This is a genomic window from Variovorax sp. AC194 (assembly GCF_979257995.1).
Map to the genome: position 1 here is coordinate 2,922,788 of NZ_OZ409823.1, position 20,455 is coordinate 2,943,242.

20 protein-coding genes are annotated in these 20,455 nt (G+C 64.6%); 11 read left to right on the forward strand and 9 right to left on the reverse strand.

Annotated features, from left to right (window positions below):
- Positions 1–14: 14 nt before the first annotated feature.
- The 3 genes from ACZYRS_RS14035 to ACZYRS_RS14045 form a co-directional block, all read right to left on the reverse strand.
- Entirely contained in the window at positions 15–899 is an 885-nt protein-coding gene (locus tag ACZYRS_RS14035) for a DUF2971 domain-containing protein (protein WP_463419752.1), read from the reverse strand.
- A 57-nt stretch (positions 900–956) separates the two neighbouring features.
- Positions 957–2,519, reverse strand: a complete 1,563-nt coding sequence (locus tag ACZYRS_RS14040; RefSeq protein ID WP_463419753.1) for an ATP-dependent nuclease — start codon at positions 2,517–2,519, stop codon at positions 957–959.
- Between the two features lie 312 nt (positions 2,520–2,831).
- A complete protein-coding gene (locus ACZYRS_RS14045) occupies positions 2,832–3,128 on the reverse strand; it encodes a hypothetical protein (RefSeq protein WP_463419754.1) in 297 nt (98 codons plus the stop codon).
- 439 nt (positions 3,129–3,567) lie between these two features.
- Between ACZYRS_RS14045 and ACZYRS_RS14050 the strand changes: the two genes are divergently transcribed.
- The 3 genes from ACZYRS_RS14050 to ACZYRS_RS14060 all read left to right on the forward strand — a co-directional run bounded on the left by ACZYRS_RS14050 (position 3,568) and on the right by ACZYRS_RS14060 (position 6,984).
- Entirely contained in the window at positions 3,568–4,746 is a 1,179-nt protein-coding gene (locus ACZYRS_RS14050) for a S41 family peptidase (RefSeq protein ID WP_463419755.1), read from the forward strand.
- A 43-nt stretch (positions 4,747–4,789) separates the two neighbouring features.
- Positions 4,790–5,788: a leucine-rich repeat domain-containing protein gene (locus ACZYRS_RS14055; RefSeq protein ID WP_463419756.1), complete on the forward strand. Its 999-nt coding sequence runs from the start codon at positions 4,790–4,792 to the stop codon at positions 5,786–5,788.
- Positions 5,789–5,970: 182 nt separating this feature from the next.
- Positions 5,971–6,984: a patatin-like phospholipase family protein gene (locus tag ACZYRS_RS14060; protein WP_463419757.1), complete on the forward strand. Its 1,014-nt coding sequence runs from the start codon at positions 5,971–5,973 to the stop codon at positions 6,982–6,984.
- Between the two features lie 150 nt (positions 6,985–7,134).
- Here ACZYRS_RS14060 and ACZYRS_RS14065 read toward each other — a convergent pair whose 3' ends face one another.
- Positions 7,135–7,788: a hydrolase gene (locus tag ACZYRS_RS14065; protein ID WP_463419758.1), complete on the reverse strand. Its 654-nt coding sequence runs from the start codon at positions 7,786–7,788 to the stop codon at positions 7,135–7,137.
- Positions 7,789–7,942: 154 nt separating this feature from the next.
- On the opposite strand from ACZYRS_RS14065, the gene ACZYRS_RS14070 reads away from it, so the two are divergent.
- From ACZYRS_RS14070 to ACZYRS_RS14085, 4 genes are all read left to right on the forward strand, one after another.
- Positions 7,943–8,872, forward strand: a complete 930-nt coding sequence (locus tag ACZYRS_RS14070) for a LysR family transcriptional regulator (protein WP_463419759.1) — start codon at positions 7,943–7,945, stop codon at positions 8,870–8,872.
- Positions 8,873–9,143: 271 nt separating this feature from the next.
- Positions 9,144–9,833 carry a hypothetical protein gene (locus ACZYRS_RS14075; RefSeq protein ID WP_463419760.1) on the forward strand — a complete coding sequence of 230 codons (690 nt, stop codon included), beginning with the start codon at positions 9,144–9,146 and terminating at the stop codon, positions 9,831–9,833.
- A gap of 123 nt (positions 9,834–9,956) precedes the next feature.
- Positions 9,957–10,382 (forward strand): VOC family protein, encoded by a 426-nt coding sequence (locus tag ACZYRS_RS14080; protein WP_463419761.1) that lies wholly within the window; start codon positions 9,957–9,959, stop codon positions 10,380–10,382.
- A gap of 150 nt (positions 10,383–10,532) precedes the next feature.
- On the forward strand, positions 10,533–11,120 hold the full coding sequence (locus ACZYRS_RS14085) for a lipocalin family protein (RefSeq protein ID WP_463419762.1): 588 nt from the start codon (positions 10,533–10,535) through the stop codon (positions 11,118–11,120).
- 129 nt (positions 11,121–11,249) lie between these two features.
- Here ACZYRS_RS14085 and ACZYRS_RS14090 read toward each other — a convergent pair whose 3' ends face one another.
- Complete coding sequence (locus ACZYRS_RS14090; protein WP_463419763.1) at positions 11,250–11,630, reverse strand: nuclear transport factor 2 family protein; 381 nt, start codon at positions 11,628–11,630, stop codon at positions 11,250–11,252.
- A gap of 100 nt (positions 11,631–11,730) precedes the next feature.
- Positions 11,731–12,855 carry a 3-deoxy-7-phosphoheptulonate synthase gene (locus ACZYRS_RS14095; RefSeq protein WP_463419764.1) on the reverse strand — a complete coding sequence of 375 codons (1,125 nt, stop codon included), beginning with the start codon at positions 12,853–12,855 and terminating at the stop codon, positions 11,731–11,733.
- Between the two features lie 130 nt (positions 12,856–12,985).
- Here ACZYRS_RS14095 and ACZYRS_RS14100 point away from each other — a divergent pair, with 130 nt between their 5' ends.
- Positions 12,986–13,978 (forward strand): OmpA family protein, encoded by a 993-nt coding sequence (locus ACZYRS_RS14100; RefSeq protein WP_463419765.1) that lies wholly within the window; start codon positions 12,986–12,988, stop codon positions 13,976–13,978.
- 194 nt (positions 13,979–14,172) lie between these two features.
- Here ACZYRS_RS14100 and ACZYRS_RS14105 read toward each other — a convergent pair whose 3' ends face one another.
- Positions 14,173–14,820 carry a hypothetical protein gene (locus ACZYRS_RS14105; RefSeq protein ID WP_463419766.1) on the reverse strand — a complete coding sequence of 216 codons (648 nt, stop codon included), beginning with the start codon at positions 14,818–14,820 and terminating at the stop codon, positions 14,173–14,175.
- Between the two features lie 46 nt (positions 14,821–14,866).
- On the reverse strand, positions 14,867–15,304 hold the full coding sequence (locus ACZYRS_RS14110; protein WP_443083345.1) for an Lrp/AsnC family transcriptional regulator: 438 nt from the start codon (positions 15,302–15,304) through the stop codon (positions 14,867–14,869).
- Between the two features lie 122 nt (positions 15,305–15,426).
- Here ACZYRS_RS14110 and ilvB point away from each other — a divergent pair, with 122 nt between their 5' ends.
- The gene (gene ilvB, locus ACZYRS_RS14115) at positions 15,427–17,217 is read left to right on the forward strand and encodes a biosynthetic-type acetolactate synthase large subunit (RefSeq protein WP_463419767.1); all 1,791 of its coding nucleotides are present in this window, start codon (positions 15,427–15,429) and stop codon (positions 17,215–17,217) included.
- A 150-nt stretch (positions 17,218–17,367) separates the two neighbouring features.
- On the opposite strand, the gene ACZYRS_RS14120 is transcribed toward ilvB, so the two are convergent.
- Positions 17,368–18,927, reverse strand: coding sequence for a cation:proton antiporter (locus ACZYRS_RS14120; RefSeq protein WP_463419768.1), 1,560 nt, complete (start codon positions 18,925–18,927; stop codon positions 17,368–17,370).
- Positions 18,928–19,041: 114 nt separating this feature from the next.
- Between ACZYRS_RS14120 and ACZYRS_RS14125 the strand changes: the two genes are divergently transcribed.
- Together ACZYRS_RS14125 and ACZYRS_RS14130 are read left to right on the forward strand one after the other, a co-directional pair.
- Positions 19,042–19,620: a TetR/AcrR family transcriptional regulator gene (locus ACZYRS_RS14125; protein ID WP_463419769.1), complete on the forward strand. Its 579-nt coding sequence runs from the start codon at positions 19,042–19,044 to the stop codon at positions 19,618–19,620.
- A gap of 92 nt (positions 19,621–19,712) precedes the next feature.
- Positions 19,713–20,453, forward strand: a complete 741-nt coding sequence (locus tag ACZYRS_RS14130; protein ID WP_463419770.1) for a 3-oxoacyl-ACP reductase family protein — start codon at positions 19,713–19,715, stop codon at positions 20,451–20,453.
- Positions 20,454–20,455: the final 2 nt, after the last annotated feature.

Genomic DNA, 20,455 nt, shown 5'->3' on the forward strand with positions numbered 1-20,455 from the left:
AGCAGCGAAGAGGTTTACGGCGAGCTTGGTTGATCCTGGAGAGTTAATCGGAACTCCCTTGAGTCAGCCACCGCCTTTTTGACTCGAACGCCGGCGTATTCGGCATGGGAAGTCAATATCGCTAGCACTTTATTGAGAGTCTCAGGCAATACCCGAGCCCCCAAAATTACGGATTTAACTGCGCTACGAGGAAAGGTAAACAGGTCAATAGGATATGGCTTTACGTCGATCCTTTTACTTGCATCCGCGAGAGGTTTTAATAGCCTCCATTCGTTTTCATACGCCCAATCGCTGCTTTTTATTAAAAATAAAACAATTCCATTCATATCTTTAAAGTCAAGATTTGGGCGCTCCCGTCGATAATTGACGCGACGAAGTCGATTGAATTCGTCTTGCGCCGAACGTTGGGCATGAAAATATTCGTGGTGCGCATCAAATTCAACGACGAACCCTTCATGATTCTGCGCGTAATGGGGCCACATTAATATGTTTGTCGGCTCCTCCGTAAGGCACAGCGCGCCCACAAGTGTATCCATGGAAGAGAGAATTCTTCGCTTCATCTCAACTGATGTATTGGAGTAAAACGATATTATTTCGGACTGCTTTTCTGCAAATGCTGCATTAAATAGTTGCAGATAGGTAGCATAGGGAATTTTTCTTTTTTGATCGTCGCTAAATTGATCGTAAGAAGATTCGGCTTGCTCCAATGTTTCGAGTTCAAGCGCTTTTAGAAGTTCTTGAGGAGGCGTTAATTCTGAAATGTCAGGACGTCCTTCAAATGGGTCATTGAAAGCGCATAATGGTGTATATCGGATCATGCCGCTGTCTAAGCAGTCTAGCCTCTCAGGGCTGAAATACTTGTAGAGCCGTTGCGGTACATCTTCTCGTCCAATCGCCATATTTGCCGTCCTTACCCGCTTGAATTAATTCGATCTACTTCATCCGTTTTTGCTGAATCACAAATGCGTACCCAAGAGCTCGCAAATTTTTAGCCGAATGCCTTCAAGTTCCGAGTTTGCCGAAGCACATATAACGGGAATGAGCATGTCAATCGTTTGCTCGCGCGTCAGCCCAAGTTGCTTGGATATTTCGAAAAATTCGCTATGTTTTCCCGCCTGAAGTCCGTATTCTAAGTACATCGTCATATCGTCTTCCTCGGCAGAAACCACGGCAGCAATCGCTGGAATTATTTTCTTTGCTTCGCCAATTAGCCATAGTTCCGGCCAACTCTCGGATGGTAAATAGGAGATGCGATTGGCTAGCCAATCATCAAAATCATGCTTAATATTTTCGGCCATTGCCTTCGCATGCTTTGTATTGGCTAATTCTAAAGCGCGCTGATCACCATCAAATATTGCCAGAATTGGGCGGTTTTCCTTTCGCATATATGCGGCGGCCAATTGCCGTGCCATGGCAGTCGCCGACCCAATTCTTACCACGTCAACTCTGATTCTCAAGTTCGCCGGAAGCGCCGCTGCAATGATCGACTGGGCAATATCGTCTTCCACATAAATCTGTAACTCCTTGTCCTGAACGGCACCCAGCTTGGCCATTGCAAAATCAGATGATATTCCTGGCGTAATGCGAGTTTTCCCATTGACTTGCTCAATGAATATTCGAGCATCTTCCGGCAAAGAATCAAATATCTCGCGCGAGTGTGTCGTACATAGGATTTGAGTGTTCGTTTCGAAGCAAGTCGCTTTTAAACTCTGCATAAAGCGACGTTGGGCCTCGGAATGCAAGCCTAATTCAATTTCGTCAAGAACGATCAGCGAACCTCCGCCACATGCATAAATCGTTGAGAAAATTTCAAAAAGTGCATTTTCTCCTGCGCCCATGTTAAATCCCGAATAAACGGTTTGTCCAATTCGAACTAATGGCAGGCTGTATTTTGAATGGGAGAGCAACCGATATTCGTCGTATTGCTTTCCCAATATTTTCCCGACGATTGTTTTTACTTTATTTTCCCAGCCCTCCATTTTAATGCTGGAAAATGCCTTTGAATATGAGCGCGACTGACTTCTTTCGCTATGCGGTACTATGCGCTCGATTCCAAGAAATACCACAGGCTTTGCCAGGCGAGAGTCGTAATCGTTCCATTTTCCCCCGAGGCTTTTCCAGCGCCGCTGATACCCCAATCCGCAGCCATCAGGATATTTTGTCTTGTCGAAAGTATTGACTGCAAAGGTGTAATGAATGTCTACGCCATCAGGTGATTTTTCTGCGGTGTGCTGAATAAAAAAATCGCTAAATGTGTAGTAGCTGTTTTTTCTTCTTGGTAGCTTAAATCCACCTTTTTGATTATGATAAGCACAGCACGCAATAGCGATGAGGGTTGATTTGCCGGCTCCATTTTTTCCAGCAATGGCAGTTATTGGGTAATCAATGGCTAGCGAAAATGGCGTCACTCCTCTAAATGTTCCATCGACGAGTTCGATTTTCCGGAGCAAAGATTTGGTGTAGTCGTTGGCAAACCATTTGCGAAGATCTTTATCCAGCTTGGAATCGTTGTATTTCATGCTTCTATAGTCGCCGAGAAAATGGAGTTCTTGGCGTAGTCACTCCAAGCCAAGGTTGAGCTTATAGATGTAACGCCTTATTTCATTCGGCGTGAAGAGGGCGTACCCCAGATTGGAGGTCTCTGTCGTTCTTCTGCGCAGGTGCTGGATAGCAATCGGTACTGGAGATTTGCAGTCGAGTTGTCCCTTCGCACGACGCGGAGCGAGGGGCCTTGCTATGCCATTGGCCTCGCAAGACTCCACTTGCGGCCCAAATCCTGGGACCGGGGCCACTGGGCGCGGCGACGCGTCTCTGCGCGACGCGCCTTTCACTCATGCGTTATCGGTCGGCGCCACGCCGCGTTGCCCGGCCCGCTCTTTCTCACACCGCTGGTGCAACTCCCCCGCCTCATCCACCAGATCCGCAATCAGCCAGATCACGTTATCCAGATGCTTCGGCCCCACGTCACCGAACCAGTCGATGCTGTCGCCGTAGCAGCACGCCAGCAGCGATTTCAGTTGCGTCAGCCTGTTCTCAAGAAGATCCGCCGCGCTGGGCCCGTCCGGGGGAGTGGTCGAGTTGCCGCGGGGTGTGGGCGTGGGACGCCCGGCCATAATTCGATCAGCCATGTTTTGTGCTCTCTTTCAAAGTGTTTGCACGTCATGTGGTTAGACGGCTGGGGTGCTGACACACCCCGGCCGTCGCCTTTTGTGCCCCGCGTTTTTTTCATCGAATGCACATCGCACCGATGGCCCGCCGCGAGGCGAAGCGGTTCATCCGTCAAAGCGTGTGGTGTGTGATGCCTTCCTTGCCCACGGTGTGGGTCGTTGAGTGACGAGGCATCCACTTTAGAGAGAGCCGGCGCGTGCGGGGAAACTGAATGCGCTAGTAATTCTCGGAACGCGCAGGTTTCGCTTCATCGCTGCAAATTGCTAATGTTTGCGAGGCGAGGGCGCGCAGATTTCCGCGTCATTGGGCGCTGGCAGAATCACCCGGTTTTTCGCCGCGCAGACTCTGGCCCGGGCAGCGGCACCCGCACATCGACAAACCAAAACAAGGGAGGCCGCATTGAAACTCGCCGTCTTCGGAACGCTGCTCGCGGCAGCATCCGCCATTGCCATCGCGCAGGACAGGACCGAGATCCGGCCCATACCGCGCGACGAACTGCAGGCCCTGGCCGGTGCCTACACCATCCTGCGCGAATCGCTGCCCGAGAAGCCCGACGATCGGGCGCTCATCGTCTCGGCCATCAGGGGCATGGTGCAGGGCTCGGACCCCGAGGGAGGCGAGTACTTCACGCCCGCCGAGAACGAGAAGTTCATGGCGTCGCCGCTTCCCGATGCCGGCACGATGGGCGTTGAATTCCGCACGCGCCAAGGCCGCACCGTGCTGGCCCCCATCGAAGACGGTCCGGCCGCGCAGGCGGGCATCCGGTTCGGCGACCAGCTCTATGCCGTCGACGGCACGCACACGCAGGACCTGGAGGCGCATCAGGTGGTGCAGTTGCTCCGGGGCCGCCAGGGCACCAGCGCGACCCTCACGGTGTTCCGGGAGTCCGATCTGTCGGTCCGGGCGATTCCGGTGCAGCGGCGCGTGGTCTCGGTGGCGGGCCCGAAGGTCTCGCGCCCGGGGCCGTCCGTGGCGATGCTGCGCATTCCGTCGTTCAAGGAATCGACATTGCGGGACACCGCGGCGTTGCTGCGCGACGAGTGGCGGCGCCAGCCGTTCAAGGCGCTGATCCTGGACCTGCGCGCCTGTCCGGGCGGGCTGGTCGATGCGTCCATCGGCGTGGCCTCGATGTTCCTGCCGGCCGACACGCTGGTCGCCACGTTCAGCGGCCGCACGCCGCGCTCCCAGCAAGTCTTCCGCGCAACGCAAGGCGACTATTCGCGCGGCACCGGGCCCGACCCGCTCGCCGAGTTGCCCAGAGAGATTCGCACCCTTCCGCTGGCCGTGCTGGTCGATGAGGCCACCGCCTCGGGCGCGGAGATCGTCGCGGCCGCATTGAAGGACCACAAGCGCGCCACGCTCTATGGCCGCACCAGCTTCGGCAAGGGAAGCATCCAGACGATGACGCGCCTGGGCGATGCAAGCGCGATCAAGTACACCAGCGCGTACTGGGCCTCACCGGCCGGCTCGCGCATTCACGGCGTCGGCGTGGTGCCCGATACGGAGGTGGGCGGGCACAACCCCGATGCGTCGGTGCAGGCGGCCGTTGCGGCACTGCTCGACCGCAAGCAGCAATGAACTGAACGCAGACACCCCCTAGACACCCCCAGGAGGCAGCACCGTGCGACACCACTTCGGCGATTTTCTGGACCGCGAGGGCAGCTACTGGACCATCGTTCCCAACCGGGAGCGCTACGCCCATCGCATCGACGACGTGCCCGAGGCGAGTGCCGACATCACCATCCTCACGATCAGCAAGGACGACCCGAACTGGCAGCGCGTTCTCGCGTTCCCCCACCTCGTCGAGCTCACGCTGCACGAGCCCTCGGCCGAGCAGCTGGCGGCCATCGGCGCGCTCCCGTCGGTCCAGCGCCTGCGCATCACGCATGCGCGGCCGAAGACGCTCGATTTCATCCGCCCGATGCATGCGCTGCAAGAGCTCGTGCTGGAGTACGTCTCGGGCTTCAGCGACCTCTCGCCGCTGGGCGCACTGCCCAACCTTCGCGCGGTGCACATGGAAAACCTGCGCAGGGTGTCGAGCTTCGGCGGCCTCGCGGGCTCGACGAGTCTCAAGTACCTTGCGATCCACGGCACCACCGATTGGGAGCAGCCGATCGAGGACTTCGAGTTTCTTCGCGGGCTCTCGCAGCTGGAGGTGTTGGCGCTGTGGCAGGTCAAATGCCGCGCGCCGTATCCCGCGCTGCTCCCCGCGGTTCACCTGCGTCAACTCCAGAAGCTGAACGTGCACAGGAGCTATCTGCCGACGGACGAATACGCGTTGCTGGAAGAGGCGCTGGCCGGCGTCGAAGGCGTGGGTTGGGGCCCGTGCGGCACGGTGGCGCGCTCGGAGATTCCGCTCCCGGCCAGCGACCCGCGCGCGCGGCTTTCGGATGACGTCATCCGTTCGGATCATCCGGAGGTGGTGTTGCACTACACCGGCCGCCGCTTCATCGGCGACCCCGCTTCGCAGTGGTTCGAGTTCACGGGGCGAGCGGCCGGGCGGGTGAAGTGCAGCAGCGCGTCCGCGGAAGCGAAGCGCCTGGAGAAGTCGCAGCGCTACGAGGCGATGAGGCTGCAGGCGAGGGCGCTTGTGGCGCAAGAGCGGGGGCGCGCCGCGTAGCGTGCGGGGTGGCGCCTTGGTAGTGGGCTGGGCGCGTCGCGCAGCAGCCGGTGACCGCGATGTGCCTGTAATGACGTGAAATGGATCGGTGCACGAAGAAGCGCCACAGTGCGGCTCATCCATTCATCGACCGATCCACTCGTTCGTTCATTCGTTCACTCACTCAAGCAAGGAGCACTGCCATGACTTTCAAGATTCTCTGCTGCGACGGCGGCGGCATTCGCGGCGTCATCACCGCGCTGCTGATCCAGGACCTGGACCGCAGCTTCGGCATCGTCAAGGGCGCGAACGGTTTTGCCGGCACCTCCACCGGCGGCCTGATCTCGCTGGGCCTGGTGAGCGGCGTGGGCATCGACGCCATCGTCGATCTCTACGAGAACCAGGGCGCCACCATCTTCGAGCCCAACGGCTGGTTGCTGGAGGCCGAGGCCAAGCAGCAAGACCGCCGCCCGGCGCAGTCGACCGAAGAGCTGCTGCGCAGCGGCCCGGGCATCTTCAAGAGCCAGTACGTCAACACCGGTTTGCAGAAGGTGGCGCAGCAGCTGGTGGGCACCGGCGCGCTGTCGTCGGCGAGCCGCTTCGTGGCCGTCAACTCCGCGCGGCTGTGGGACGCGAGCGACAACAGCTGGGCGCCATGCACGCTCTCCAATGGCGGCAGCAACACCTACCGCGACGTGAGCATGGTGGACGCGGCGCTCGCCACCTCGGCCGCGCCGACGTACTTTCCGCCGTACCAGGTGGGCGGCTTCGGCTACTTCGCCGACGGCGGCACCTTCGCCAACAACCCCTCGATGACGGCCGTGGTGGAAGCGATCTATCAGGGCTACGCCACCGGCACGTCGGACATCGTGATGCTGTCGCTGGGCACCGGCGCCAATCCGGTGGGCGTGCCGCCGGCCTCGGTGCCCGATCCGCTGGCCTGGGGCGTCACGCACTGGCTGTGGCCGTTCAGCAATGGCCCGGTGCCGGCGACGGCGCTGCTCAACCTCACGATGGATGCGACCGCGCAGCTGGCGGCGATCCAGGCGCAGCAACTGCTGGGCAACAACTACATGCGCGGCAACGTGCCGCTGGCCCAACCCTTCGCGCTGGACGATTACAAGAACGTGGGCGAGCTGGTAAGCGCGACGCAGAACTATATAAAGACCGCCGAGTGGGCGGCGGTGCGCAACTGGGTGGAGCAGAACTGGGCCTGATTGGGGACGGGTGCGGGAAGGGCGCGGGGAGGGTGCCAGAAGGCGCGCGCATCGCTGATGGCGGCCTTGCGACAGCGAGGAATGAGGAGGTCCCGAAAGCCCTTGGCCTTCGCGCTACGTTAAGTCGAGACCTCGCTATCCCCGCTCAGGTCATGCCGCGTTGGCGGGCACCGGCGTGTTGAGCAACTGCTGCTCCCACAAAAACGCGATGCCGCTGCCCGCCGCATGGTGCTTGAGGATGTCGACGAACTCGGCGGTGTGCTCGGTCCGCGCGTGGTCGCGCTGCCATTCGGACACCAGTGCGAGCCACGTCATCATGTTCGCGCCGGCCGCGATCATGCGCTGGATGGCCACCTGATGCGCCTCCGTCGAGACCGCGCCGCACGCATCGGTGATCACCGTCACATCCCAGCCTTCGCCCAGGGCCTGGATCACGGGCATTGCGACGCAGATCTCGGTGTACAGGCCTGCGATGACCAGTTGCTTCCGGCCTGTGGCCTTGACCGCGTCCACGACCTTCTTGTCCTGCCAGGTGTTGATGAGCGTGCGGTCGATCACTTCCTGGCCCGGGAACACATCGGTGATCTGCGGAAAGAGCAGGCCGCCGCGCTCGGCGACCACGGTGGTCAGGATGGTCGGCACGCGGTAGGCCTTGGCGGCCTTCGCCAGCGCCGCGGTGTTGTTCACCACGGCCTGCGGGTCGTGGCTGTTGAGGTTCGCGAGCTGGAATGGCTGGTGGTCGATCAGAACGAGTACGGAGTCTTCGGGACGAAGAAGCGAGGCGAGGCCATTTCGAAAAGTCATTGATACATCCTTGATTGCCCTCGTGGAGGGGATTGGGTTTCGTCAGGGAACATGCGCCTAAAGCGCCGTTGCCTGAATGCATTGTGTTGTTCCTTAAATCGATGCGGTAGTACCATTTCGAGGCGAGCTGTGTCGCGAAACAAGGAACGCCAAGTTGGACATCGAAGAACTGGAAACCTTCGTGGAAGTTGCGGATGCCGGCGGGGTTTCGGCCGCGGCGCTGCGGCTGGGCGTGGCCAAGTCGATCGTCAGCCGCCGCCTGTTGCGGCTTGAAAAGGAACTGGGTGTCCAGCTGCTTTCGCGATCCACCCGCGGGGCCGCGCTCACGGAGGCTGGGGCCACGTTCCGGGACCATGCGGCCAGGGTCTGCGCCGAGATCGACGCGGCCCGCGATGCGATCCTGCCCGCCGGCGAATTGCGCGGGCGCTTGCGTGTGGCGGTGCCGCTTTCTTTCGGGCTGACGCACTTTGCGCCGATCCTCGCGGAGATGGCGCGGCGCCACCCGCTGCTTCACGTGCAGGCCTGCTACAGCGACCGCTTCGTCGATCTCATCGCGGAGGGCTACGACTGTGCGATACGGGTGGGCCATCTGCAGGACTCCGGCCTCGTCGCGAGGCGCATCGGTCATCTGCGTGGGCTGCTGGTCGCGAGTCCTGGCTACGTCGAGGCGCACGGGTCGCCCGAGACCCTGGAGGAGTTCGCCGCGCACCAGGCCCTCATGCAGGGCACCGAGGCCTGGCAACTCACGGACGGCGACAAGGTCATCACGGTGCGGCCGCAGGGGCGCTTCAAGAGCGACAACGGCACGGCGCTGGTCGCGGCCGCGACGGCGGGCCTGGGCATCGCCTACCTGCCCGAGTCGCTCATCCATGAGCAGCTGGCCTCGGGGGCGCTGGTGCCGGTCATGACTCGTCATCCGCCGCCACCGGCGGGGGCCTATGTCATCCGCCCGCCGGGCCAGCATCCCGCGCGGAAGATACGTGTCCTCACCGAGATCCTGATCGAGTATTGCGACCAGTCTGCGCACCTTGCGGGGGCTGCACCGGTCGAAGCCGATCTCTCGACGACACCTTTCGCGCAGTGATGACGCCACTGCGCAGTTGGGCTGCGACTGCACGCGCGGCGACGTACCGCTGAGCCAGTCGTTCGGTCTGGACGATTTACAAGAATGTGGGCGAACTGGTAAGCGCGACCCAGAACTACCTAAAGACGCCCGCGTGGGCGACGGTGCGCAACGGGGTGGCGCAGAACTGGGCGTGAGGGTCGCGGTCGCCGCCTAGGGGCGGCTCGGGTTGCCGCTTGCGCTGCGCTGCGTTAGCCTCCCGGCTCCAAACCACACTGCCAGGAGCCTCCCGATGCCCAGTCGCTTCATTCTTTCCGCGGGCGCCGCCGCCGCTGTTGCCGCCGCCGCACTGATCGTCGGTTGCGGTGCCATGGGTTCGTCATCGGGCGGCAAGCCCATGAGCTTCTTCATCACGAGCGCCAACCCCGGCAAGGGCGGCGACCTGGGCGGCCTCGCCGGCGCCGACCGCTTCTGCCAGTCGCTGGCCACGAGCGCGGGAGCGGGCGGCAAGAACTGGCGCGCCTACCTGAGCACCACCGCCGCGAACGGGCAGCCGGCCGTCAATGCGCGCGACCGGATCGGCACTGGTCCGTGGACCAACGCCAAGGGCGTGGTCGTCGCCACCGGCGTGGCCGACCTGCACAGCGCCAACGCCAAGGTCGGCAAGGACACCTCGCTCACCGAGAAGGGCGAGGTCGTCTCCGGTTTCGGCGACACGGTCAACCGCCACGACATCCTCACGGGCTCCCGCCCCGACGGCACGCTGGCCGTGCCAGAGGCCGGCAAGGACACCACGTGCGGCAACTGGACCAAGAGCGACGGCGGCTCCGCCATCGTGGGCCACCACGACCACAAGGGGACCAATCCCGATCCGGTCGCGAATGCGTCGTGGAACTCATCGCACGGTACGCGGGGGTGCAGCGTCGATCAGCTGAAGATGAGTGGGAGCGCTGGGTTGATGTACTGCTTCGCGGCGAACTGAATTCGGCGGGCGGTTGTGCGCGCGTCGGACAGGGTCAGGCCGGGCACAGTGTTGGGGGGCAGGCAGCGTTGAGCTGGGCCCTTATCCCGCTCACCACTGCGAACGCTTCGACCAAGGAAATCCATGGCAAAGATGATCTTCGTCAGCCTTCCCGTTGCTGACCTCCAGACCTCGATCGCCTTCTACGAGGCGCTGGGCTTCCGGCGCAACCCGAAGTTCAGCGACGACGCTTCGGCGTGCATGGTGTGGAGCGAGGCCATCCACGCGATGCTGCTCGCGCACGACAAGTGGCGCAGCTTCACCGACCGACCGCTGCCGGCGCCCGGAACCGCGGGGGTGATGCTGTCGCTGTCCCTGGAGAGCCGCGACGCCGTGGACGCGATGAACCTGGCCGCAACAGCCCATGGCGGCAAGGCGGATGTCAACCCGGTGCAGGACCTGGGGTTCATGTATGGCCGGGACCTCGCCGATCCCGACGACCACCTGTGGGGAGCGTTCTGGATGGACCCGGATGCGGCTGGGGCTGGGGCTTCCGAGCCCAAGCGCTGAATGCGGGTGTCGGCCGCCGCCCGCGATGCGCTTGTGCTTGTGCTTATATTCGGCCTGAAGCGAGAAGGCTTGCAAAGCCGCAGGCCCCCGTCCGACGCCTCCGGCGCGGAACGGCCGGTACCTTGCCAGCGAACTTCCGGAACCGCCACCATGAAACGTGCGCCTTCGCAATTCGCCAAGCCGACCATCCTGCTTGCCGCCGCCTTCTTCACGGCGCTGTTTGTCGCCGGCTGCGCCGTGTCGCCGAACGTCACGATCCGGCCGGTGCCACAGGTCGACCTGCAGCGCTTCGCTGGCGACTGGTACGTGATCGGCAACATCCCCACGCGGCCCGAGCGCAACGCCTTCAACGCGGTCGAGTCGTACACGCTGCAGCCCGACGGCAAGATCGCCACGCGGTTCCGTTACCGTGAAGGCGCGTTCGACGGCGAGCTCAAGACGATGAACCCGGTCGGCACTGTAGTGCCCGGTACCAACAACGCGGTCTGGGGCATGCAGTTCGTCTGGCCGATCAAGGCCGAATACGTGATCGTCGACATCGACCGCGATTACCAGCTGACCATCATCGGCCGCAGCGACCGCGACTACGCCTGGATCATGGCGCGCACGCCGCAGATCTCCGAGGCGTCCTACCAGACGGCGGTGGCGCGCCTGAAGGAGCTGGGCTATTCGGTGGACAACCTGCGCCGTGTGCCGCAGCGCTGGCCGGAGGCGCCCGCGGCGGGTGCAAGGCCGTAGCGCCTGACGCGTTCCACGCCGGGCAACCATCTCTGCGCCAGCCCGCCTCGTGCGATCGGCCGTCGGGCCTGCTGAACGAGTTTTCCAGCCTGGGCGCCCCTTTGCCGGTGGGCTGAGAGGGCGCCGCGGTCAGCGTTTCTGCGCGGCGGCTCCGGCCTCCAGGGACCCCTCGATGACGAACGCATGCAGCCCGGCCATCTTGCCCTCGCGAAAGCGCCACACATCGCAGTAGGCGTGGCGCGTGTCCTTGCCCGCTTCATCCTTCAGCGTGATCTCGCCGAAGGCCGCGACGATGTCGCCCTCCGCGATCAGGCGATGGACCTCGAACCGCGGCGGCGCCTTGTACGCGGTCGCCATCCACTGGCGAACGGCCTCTTTGCCGTTGAGCGTTTGCTCGCCCACGAAGGTCCATTGCGTGTCCTCGGTGCAGAACGCGAGGAACCCTTCGTAGTCGCCTTGGACGATGGCCGCGTTGGCCTTCTCCAGAATCGCTTTGTTTGCCACTGGCATCCGGGACTCTCCTGTGTGAGTTGAGTGAGCCCCGCGTACACGATGCACCCGATGTACCCGATGCAGCGGCGCCTCGCGAACGAGTAAGCGCCCTCGGGCTTTACGCCTTTGTCAGCCGCCGCCGCGTCTTGACCGCAGAAGCCAGTCCCTCGAGCACCGGCACGGTCTGCGCAAAGCCGATGCACGCATCGGTGATCGAGACGCCGTGTTTGAGCGCCACGCCAGGCTTCAGGTCTTGCCGGCCCTCTTCGAGATGGCTCTCGATCATGAGGCCCGTGATGCGCCGCTCGCCGCCCGCGATCTGCGCGGCAACGTCCTCGGCCACCACGATCTGGCGCTGGTGCTGCTTGCTGCTGTTGCCGTGCGAGACATCGATCATCACCTGCGGGCGCAGGCCGTTCGCCAGCAGCGCCTGGCAGCTGGATTCGACATCCGCGGCCGAGTAGTTGGGCGCCTTGCCGCCACGCAGGATGACGTGGCAGTCGTCGTTGCCGCGGGTCTCGAAGATCGCGGCCATGCCCATCTTGGTCATGCCCATGAAGGCATGCGGCGCGCGGGCCGCGAGGATGGCGTCGGCCGCCACCTTGACGCTGCCGTCCGTGCCGTTCTTGAAGCCCACCGGGCAGCTCAGGCCCGAGGCCAGTTGCCGGTGGCTCTGGCTCTCGGTGGTGCGCGCGCCGATGGCGCCCCAGGCGATGAGGTCGGCAATGAACTGCGGGCTCAACAGGTCGAGAAACTCGGTGCCGGTGGGCAGGCCCAGCGTGGTGAGTTCGAGCAGCAGGCGCCGCGCGCGCTCCAGGCCTTCGTTGATCGCGAAGCTGCCGTCCAGGTGCGGGTCGTTGATGTAGCCCTTCCAGCCGACGGTGGTGCGCGGCTTCTCGAAGTAGGCGCGCATCACGATGAGCACATCGTCCTGCAGCGAGTCGGCCACCTTCTTCAGGCGCTGCGCGTATTCGATGGCCTGGTCGTGGTCGTGGATGGAGCAGGGGCCGACCACGACCACCAGGCGGTCGTCGCGGCCGTGCAGCACGTCGGCAATGGCCGCGCGGCTGCCCTCGACCAGCGCGAGCGTGTTGTCGCGCACGGGCACGCGCTCCTGCAGCAGCGCGGGGGTGATGAGGGGGCGAACGGCACCGATGCGCACGTCGTCGATGCGGGTGGTGTCGAGCGTGCTGTCGCGGGAGCCGATTTCGGCGTCGTGGAGGGGATCGTCGAGGCGGGGCATGGTCGTGGCTTTGGTGTTGGTTTCGGGTGGCGCTGGCGCGATTGTCCACGGCATAGGCCATCCGTCGAATGCACAACGGCCGGGGCGCGTCCTAGCATCCCAGGCAATGCCGCTCTTCTCGATGCCCCAGATGAAAAAGCTCGCCTTCTTCGCTGCCACTGCCACGCTCGGCCTGGCCGCCTTCGCCGCTGCGCCGCCCGAGAAAGACCACCCCCTCGTCGGCCGCTACGAAGGCGCGGTGCTCGACGGCACCAAGGTCATGGCTTTCGACGAGGTCGGCCTCATCAAGGAGCCGTTCCAGAACTGGGGCGGCGGCAAGCCCGAGCTGCTCAAGCTCGAGGGCAAGATCTCGCTCTACCACTACAAGCTGCCCGATGGGCGCTCGACCCTGGAGGTGCAGCGCAACTACGAGTCGAGCCTGAAGGCCAAGGGCTTCGAGGTGCTCTTCACCTGCGGCACGGCCAACGCGTCCTGCTACAAGAAGCGGCCCAACAGCGTGGACACCAACACGCCCTACGACTTTGCGCTGGCCTTCGACGACCCCGAGTGGCCGCGCCTGGGCAAGGGCGGCGACTACGTGCGCAACTATTTTTCGGTGAGCGGCCGCTACCTGCTCGCGAAGAAGACGGGCCCCACGGGCACCGTGTACGCGAGCATCGCGCTGGCCGAGCACAACGCCGATGTCGGCAACCATGCCTTCGTGCGCGTGGTCGAAAGCAAGGCGATGGAGGGCGACAAGATCGTGTTCGTCGACGCCTCGGCCATGCAGAAGAGCCTGGCCGAGACGGGGCGCATCAACCTCTACGGCATCCTGTTCGACCTGGACAAGGACGTGATCCGCCCCGAGTCGCAGCCCACGCTCGATGAGATGACCAAGCTCATGCGCAACAACCCGCCCCTGAAGCTCTCGGTGGTGGGGCACACCGATGCGCAAGGCGAGGCCAGGCACAACGACGACCTCTCCAAGCGCCGCGCGGTCGCGGTGATCGGCGTGCTGGTGAAGGCGGGCGTGGACCCGCGCCGCTTCACCACGCGCGGCGCGGGCGCGGCCGAGCCGGTGGCGCCGAACGACAACGAGGCGGGGCGGGCGAAGAATCGGCGGGTGGAGTTGATCCGGCTCTGAGCGTGGGGCGCTTCGACAAGCTCAGCGGGAACGGCTCTGTCTTTTCGGGCACGACCTAGGTCGCTTCTTCAACACCGTTCGAGTTGAGCCAACACCGTTCGGGCTGAGCTTGTCGAAGCCTTGCGCGGCGCTTCGACAAGCTCAGCGTGAACGGTTTTGAGGTATCGAGCGCAACCGAAGCCAGCCCTCAGCCCTCAGCCTTTCAACACCGCGAACGTCGTGGACCAGTTCCCGGGCGCGGTATCGACCAGCGCGTTCAGGTGCGCCTGCAGCCGATCGGCGATGCCCGCGAGCGTCGTGCCTTCGGCCAGCGGTTCGTTGCCGCTGATGACGTCGATCCATTCGTCCGCATCTTCGGCGCCGGCTTCTTCCGGCACTTCCCATCCGCCCGCCGCGCCGAGCAAATAGCGCAGGTGATATTCGATGGCGAAGCCGGGCTCGACCGTGCCTTCGCGGCGCACGCGCGCAAGCCGCGTGACTACATCGGCCAGCGCCGTGCTGCTGAACGCGCGGCTCTCGGGTTCGGACGCGAGTTCGGAGCCTTCGACCGCGTAGCCCGCGAGCTCGCGCCAGTAGGCCTCGTCGTGCATGCCGTCGCGCTGCGCCATGTGCCGGCTCGCGAAGCGCGCGGCGAGGTCGATGTCGGCGATGAGCGGCGAGAGCACCAGGTCGCTCGCGAAGTCGAAGCCGAAGAAATACATCGTGCCGTCCAGCGTCACCGCCTCGATGGCGCCGACGTGGCCGTCGCGTCCGGCCAGAGGCAAGGGAACGGCGGGACCGGTCTCGGCGGGCTCGGCGGGCGCCGGGGCCGGCGGCTTTTTCTTCTTGAGGAAATCGAACATCCGAAGATCCTTTGGGGGAGTTCAGTTCAAGGCGATGTTCGCACCTTCAGATGACGGGCACGCTGGTCTCCTTGAGTACCCGAAGCACGAAGTGCGATTTGCTGTGGCGGATGCCGGGGATCTTGTAGAGCTTTTCGCGCAGCAGCCGCTCGTAGTCGCGCGTGTCGCGCACAGCGATGCGGATGTAGTAGTCGTAGTCGCCCGAGACGAGGTAGGCCTCCTGGATCTCGGGAATGGTCGCGAGCACGCGGCCGAAGTCGTAGAGGGTTTCGTCGGTGTGGCTCTCCAGCGTGACCTGCACGATCACCGAATCGTGATAGCCGAGCTTGGCCGGATCGATGGCGACGGTGTAGCGCTTGATGACGCCGTGGGCCTCCAGCTTCTTGATGCGCGTCCAGCAACTGGTGGGCGAGAGGCCCACCTCGTTGCCGATTTCCTGCAGGGTCTTGCGGGAGTCCAGCAGCAGCACGCGGAGGATGGCCATGTCGATCTTGTCGAAAGATCCTTCTTCGGAAGTGGCGGTTTTCCGATTGGTTTTCATAAATTGAACCCAAAGAGCCAAAAGAAAGAAGCAAATTCTGCCTCAGAAGCGGAAGAATTGACGGCATGAGATTGCTTGATCCAAACCTTCTACCCCTCACGTCTTCCCTGTCCCTTCATCCTGAAGCGCCGCCCCGCGTGCGCAACGGCGCGGAGGCCCTGCTCGATACGCTGGTCGAGTGCGGCGTCGACACCATATTCGGCTACCCCGGCGGCGCGGCGCTGCCGCTGTACGACGCGCTGCACGGCGAGCCGCGCCTTCGCCATGTGCTGGTGCGCCACGAGCAGGCCGCGGTGCACGCGGCCGAGGGCTATGCGCGCAGCACGGGGCGCGTCGGCGTGGTGCTGGTCACCTCGGGGCCGGGGGTGGGCAACACGATCACGGGGCTGCTCGATGCCATGAGCGATTCGGTGCCGGTGCTGTGCATCAGCGGGCAGGTGGCCACGGCGGTGATCGGCACGCAGGCCTTCCAGGAGAGCGATGCGCTGGGCATGTCGCGCCCGGTGACCAAGTGGAACCAGCAGGTGCGCGCGGCCGACGACGTGCCGGCGCTGGTGCGCCGCGCGCTGGAGATCGCATCGACGGGCCGGCCGGGGCCGGTGCTGCTCGATGTGCCGAAGGACATCCAGTTGATGCGCCTGGGTGGCGTTTCGACGCCGCTTCGTCCGCTGCGCACCAGCCGCGCGGCGCTGCCGCCCAAGGCGATGCTGCAGCGCGCGGCGGACCTGCTCTCGACCGCGCGGCGGCCGGTGCTCTATGGCGGCGGCGGGCTCATCAACTCGGGGCCCGCGGCGTGCGAGGCCTTCACGCAACTGGTGCACCGCCTGCATGCGCCGTGCACGCTCACGCTGATGGGCCTGGGCGCCTTCCCGGCATCGGACGCGAAGTTCATTGGCATGCTGGGCATGCACGGCAACCTGGAAGCCAACCTCGCGATGCACGAGGCCGACCTCGTGGTGTGCGTCGGCGCGCGCTTCGACGACCGCGTGACCGGCAAGCTCGACGAGTTCTGCCCGCATGCGCGAAAGATCCACATCGACATCGACCCCGCGAGCATCAACAAGATCGTGCAGGTCGATGTGCCGATGGTGGGCGACTGCGCGGCGATTCTCGATGCGGTGCTGGCGCTGCTGCCCGAAGAGGGCTTTGCGCCCGAGCGGCTCGCACCGTGGTGGGCGCGCATCGAGCGCTGGCGCGCCGAAGACTGCCTGAAGTTCGCGCCGCGCGCCGATGCCATCCTGCCGCAGCAGTTGATGACCTCGCTGCAGCAGGCCATCGGCCGCACGGGGCGCGACGCGATCGTCTCGACCGACGTGGGCCAGCACCAGATGTGGGCCGCGCAGTACCTGCGCTTCGACAGCCCGCGGCACTGGCTCACCTCGGGCGGCGCGGGCACGATGGGCTACGGGCTGCCCGCGGCCATCGGCGCGCAGGTGGGCCACCCCGATGCGCTGTGCGTGTGCGTGAGCGGCGATGCATCGGTGCTCATGAACATCCAGGAGCTGTCGACGGCGGTGCAGCACCGCGCGGCCGTGAAGCTCGTGCTCTGCAACAACGGCTACATGGGCATGGTGCGGCAGTGGCAGGAGTTGAACCACGGCAACCGCCTGAGCCACAGCTGGAACGAGGCGCTGCCGGATTTCGTCGCGCTCGCCAAGGCATTCGGGTGGGGCGCGCGTCGCGTGTCGGACCCGGCCGAGCTCGAAGCCGCGCTGGCCGAGTGCCTCGCGAGCGAAGGGCCGTTCTTTCTCGACGTGCAGGTGGCGGCGCAGGAGAACTGCTTTCCGATGATGCCGTCGGGGCATGGGCACCACCGGGTGATGCTGGCGAAGGACAGGTGGTACGAGGAGGCCTGATGCATTGCCTTTATCCCTCCCCCGCTGGGGGAGGGCAGGGGTGGGGGCAAGCGGCGTTCGATCAAGCGCTGCGATGCGTTGGAGGCCGTCGTGCCCCCACCCCAACCCTCCCCCAGAGGGGGAGGGAGCAATGCAGGCAGCGCGCAGGCGCTACACGCTCTGCAGCCTCACATCGTTCGCCGGAATGGCATTGAGCTCCGCCCAGTCCATCTCCTCTTCGAGCCGGTGGTACGTGTCGTCCTCGATCTGCCCGCTCTCGCGCAGCACCTCGAGCGCCCGGCGCTGCGCGCGGATCGCCGTGGCGCGCAGGCGGTCGTGCGCGGTGCGGGCCTGCGGCTCATGCTCGTCGGCGGCGATGGTCCGCGCGGCGCGGTATTCGTCGCGCACGGCACCGGCCTCGCCGCCGGGCTCGGCTTCGAGTGCGGAGAGCGCCGCATCCATCATCGCGATGCGCGCGAGCGAAACTTCCTTGTCCTGCGATGCGTCGGGCTCGATCTTCAGCGCCCTGATGAGCGGCCCGATGGTGAAGCCCTGGATCACCAGCGTGCCCAGCACCACCGCGAACGCGCTCAGCACGATGAGGTCGCGCCCCGGAAAGTCCGCCGGCAGCGCAAAGGCCGTGGCCATGGTCACCAGCCCGCGCATGCCCGACCAGCCGACCAGAAAGCCGATGCGCTTCGAAGGAATCGAGATGCCCTTGGGCTTCAACCCCAGCCGGTGCTTCACCGTGCGCATCACCGCCCCGTAGAACATCACCCATGCCACCCGCACCGCGATGACCAGCGCGAGCACGAGGCCCGCGAACTGCAGCGCATGCACGAGCGCGGGGCCCGAGAGGCGATCCAGAATGCCGCGCGCCTGCAGCCCCATCAAAAAGAACGCGAGCACGTTGAGCGTGAACACCACCGCGCCCCACACCGCATACGACTGCACGCGGTCGCGCGGCGCGCTGCGGCTGGGTGCGTACTGCCCCAGCTTCATGCCGAAGGCGACCACCGAGATGATGGGCGAGAGGTGCAGCCGCTCGGCCACGATCCACGCGGCGAAGGTCATCACGAACTGGAAGATGATGGCCGAGCGCGTGCCCGCGAAGAGCGGGCCCACGAGCTGCAGGTAGATCTTGCCGAGCAGGAGGCCGGCCACCGCGCCGCCCGGCACCGCGACCAGCAGCATCGGCAGCGAGCTGGAGATGGGCGCATGCCCCGCGCCCGCGGCCGACACCGCCACGCCGAACACTAGCAGCGCGACCGCGTCGTTGAGCAGGCTCTCGCCGTTGATGAGCGAGAGCGTGCGCCGCGGAATGCGGAACTGCTGCATCACCGCCGCCGCGGCCACCGCATCGGGCGGCGCGACGATGGCGCCGAGCGTGATGGCCGCGGCGATCGGCAGGCCCGCGAAGGCCCAGCCGGCCCAGGCCACCACGGCGGTGGTGAGCAGCACGGCCACCAGCACCAGCGAGACCAGCGGCATCCAGTTGCGGCGCAGCTCGCGCGGCGAGGTGTCGAAGGCCGAGTCGAGCAGCGCGGGCGCGATGAAGAGCGCGAGCGCCAGGTGCGGATCGAACTGGATGTGCGGCACCCACGGCATCGCGCCCAGCCCGACGCCGGCCAGCGCCAGCAGCGAGGGGTAGGGCAGCGCGAGGCGGCGCGAGAGCTGCAGCAGCAGGCAGGCCGCCACCAGCATGAGAAGGACGTTTTCGAAGATGTCCACGCGGGCTCCTCAGGTCTTCATGTTGTCCGGCGAATACTAAGAGGAGCCTGCGGGTCAATGGGGGTATTGCGCAGTTCAGGACATATCAGTCCGGAATTTCCTATACTCCGAGCCATGGCCCGACCCAAAGCATTCGACCGCGAAACCGCCCTGCAGGGCGCGATACCCGTGTTCTCCGACCTCGGCTACGACGGCACCTCCACCGAGGTGCTGCTCAAGGCCATGGGCATCAGCCGCCAGAGCATGTACGACACCTTCGGGGACAAGCGAAAGCTGTACCTGGAGGCGCTGCAGTATTACGTCGCGAGCAACGTGGCCGAGCACATCCGCGTGCTCAATGGGGCGAGCTCGCCGCTCAAGGGCATCGAGGCGATGCTCAACGCGATGGCTGCCAAGCCGAGCACCGATGCGGAACCGGGCTGCCTGGGGATCGGGGCGATCTGCGAGTTCGGCCGCTCGGATGCGGAGGTGTCGCTGCTCACCGATACGGCGGGGCGCACCTTGCTCTCGGCCATCGAGCGGCGCATTGCCGAGGCGAAGGCGGCGGGCGACATCGGCAAGGCGGTGGACACGCGGGATGCCGCGCAGTTCGTGTCGGCCACGCTCTCGGGGCTGAAGATCGCGGCGCGTGGCGGTGCCTCGGCCGAGACGCTGCGCGGCGTGGTGAAGGTGGCGGTTCGCAGCCTCAAATAGGCGGCGGGCGGGCAGATCAAGGAGCGCCCTTATGGGCGCATTTTTTGGCTCTATTCTGGATCGAACGATCCGTTAAAAAAGGACGAAACATCATGACTGGAACATTGAGCGGCAAGGCCGCATTGGTCACGGGCGGCTCGCGCGGCATCGGCGCGGCCATCGTGCGGCGGCTGGCGAACGACGGCGCGGCCGTCGCGTTCACCTATGCGGCGTCGGAAGAAAAGGCGAAGGCGCTCGCGGCCGAGATCGCATCGCAAGGCGGCAAGGCCCTGGCCATCCGGGCCGACAGCGCCGACCCGAAGGCGATACAGCAGGCGGTGTCGCAAACGGCCGAGGCTTTCGGGCGGCTGGACATTTTGGTCAACAGCGCCGGCATCCTGATTCCGGGCACGGTCGACGCCTACGACCTCGCCGATTTCGACCGCATGGTGGCCGTCAATGTGCGCGCGGTGTTCGTCGCCACGCAGGCCGCGGTGCCGCACATGCGGGAGGGCGGGCGCGTCGTCACCATCGGCAGCGTCGCGGCGGACCGCAGCGGCTTCGCGGGCACGTCGGTCTACAGCATGACCAAGGGCGCGGTGGCTTCGCTCACGCGGGGGCTGGCGCGCGACCTCGGCCCGCGCGGCATCACGGTGAACGTGGTGCAGCCCGGGCCGACCGCCACCGACATGGCGCCCGAAGCGGTGATCGGCGAGCGCATGAGCGCGCTGATGGCGCTCGGGCGCATGGGGAAAGACAGCGAGATCGCCAGCCTCGTGGCCTATCTCGCCGGGCCCGATGCGGGCTTCGTGACGGGCGCGGCGCTCACCGCGGACGGTGGGTACCTCGCCTGAGC

Bases quoted from the DNA above. Each gene is read 5' to 3' on its own strand.
- ACZYRS_RS14035 (WP_463419752.1), bottom strand. From the start codon at position 899: ATGGCGATTGGACGAGAAGATGTACCGCAACGGCTCTACAAGTATTTC.
- ACZYRS_RS14040 (WP_463419753.1), bottom strand. From the start codon at position 2,519: ATGAAATACAACGATTCCAAGCTGGATAAAGATCTTCGCAAATGGTTT.
- ACZYRS_RS14045 (WP_463419754.1), bottom strand. From the start codon at position 3,128: ATGGCTGATCGAATTATGGCCGGGCGTCCCACGCCCACACCCCGCGGC.
- ACZYRS_RS14060 (WP_463419757.1), top strand. From the start codon at position 5,971: ATGACTTTCAAGATTCTCTGCTGCGACGGCGGCGGCATTCGCGGCGTC.
- ACZYRS_RS14065 (WP_463419758.1), bottom strand. From the start codon at position 7,788: ATGACTTTTCGAAATGGCCTCGCCTCGCTTCTTCGTCCCGAAGACTCC.
- ACZYRS_RS14075 (WP_463419760.1), top strand. From the start codon at position 9,144: ATGCCCAGTCGCTTCATTCTTTCCGCGGGCGCCGCCGCCGCTGTTGCC.
- ACZYRS_RS14080 (WP_463419761.1), top strand. From the start codon at position 9,957: ATGGCAAAGATGATCTTCGTCAGCCTTCCCGTTGCTGACCTCCAGACC.
- ACZYRS_RS14085 (WP_463419762.1), top strand. From the start codon at position 10,533: ATGAAACGTGCGCCTTCGCAATTCGCCAAGCCGACCATCCTGCTTGCC.
- ACZYRS_RS14090 (WP_463419763.1), bottom strand. From the start codon at position 11,630: ATGCCAGTGGCAAACAAAGCGATTCTGGAGAAGGCCAACGCGGCCATC.
- ACZYRS_RS14095 (WP_463419764.1), bottom strand. From the start codon at position 12,855: ATGCCCCGCCTCGACGATCCCCTCCACGACGCCGAAATCGGCTCCCGC.
- ACZYRS_RS14100 (WP_463419765.1), top strand. From the start codon at position 12,986: ATGAAAAAGCTCGCCTTCTTCGCTGCCACTGCCACGCTCGGCCTGGCC.
- ACZYRS_RS14105 (WP_463419766.1), bottom strand. From the start codon at position 14,820: ATGTTCGATTTCCTCAAGAAGAAAAAGCCGCCGGCCCCGGCGCCCGCC.
- ACZYRS_RS14110 (WP_443083345.1), bottom strand. From the start codon at position 15,304: ATGGCCATCCTCCGCGTGCTGCTGCTGGACTCCCGCAAGACCCTGCAG.
- ilvB (WP_463419767.1), top strand. From the start codon at position 15,427: ATGAGATTGCTTGATCCAAACCTTCTACCCCTCACGTCTTCCCTGTCC.
- ACZYRS_RS14125 (WP_463419769.1), top strand. From the start codon at position 19,042: ATGGCCCGACCCAAAGCATTCGACCGCGAAACCGCCCTGCAGGGCGCG.
- ACZYRS_RS14130 (WP_463419770.1), top strand. From the start codon at position 19,713: ATGACTGGAACATTGAGCGGCAAGGCCGCATTGGTCACGGGCGGCTCG.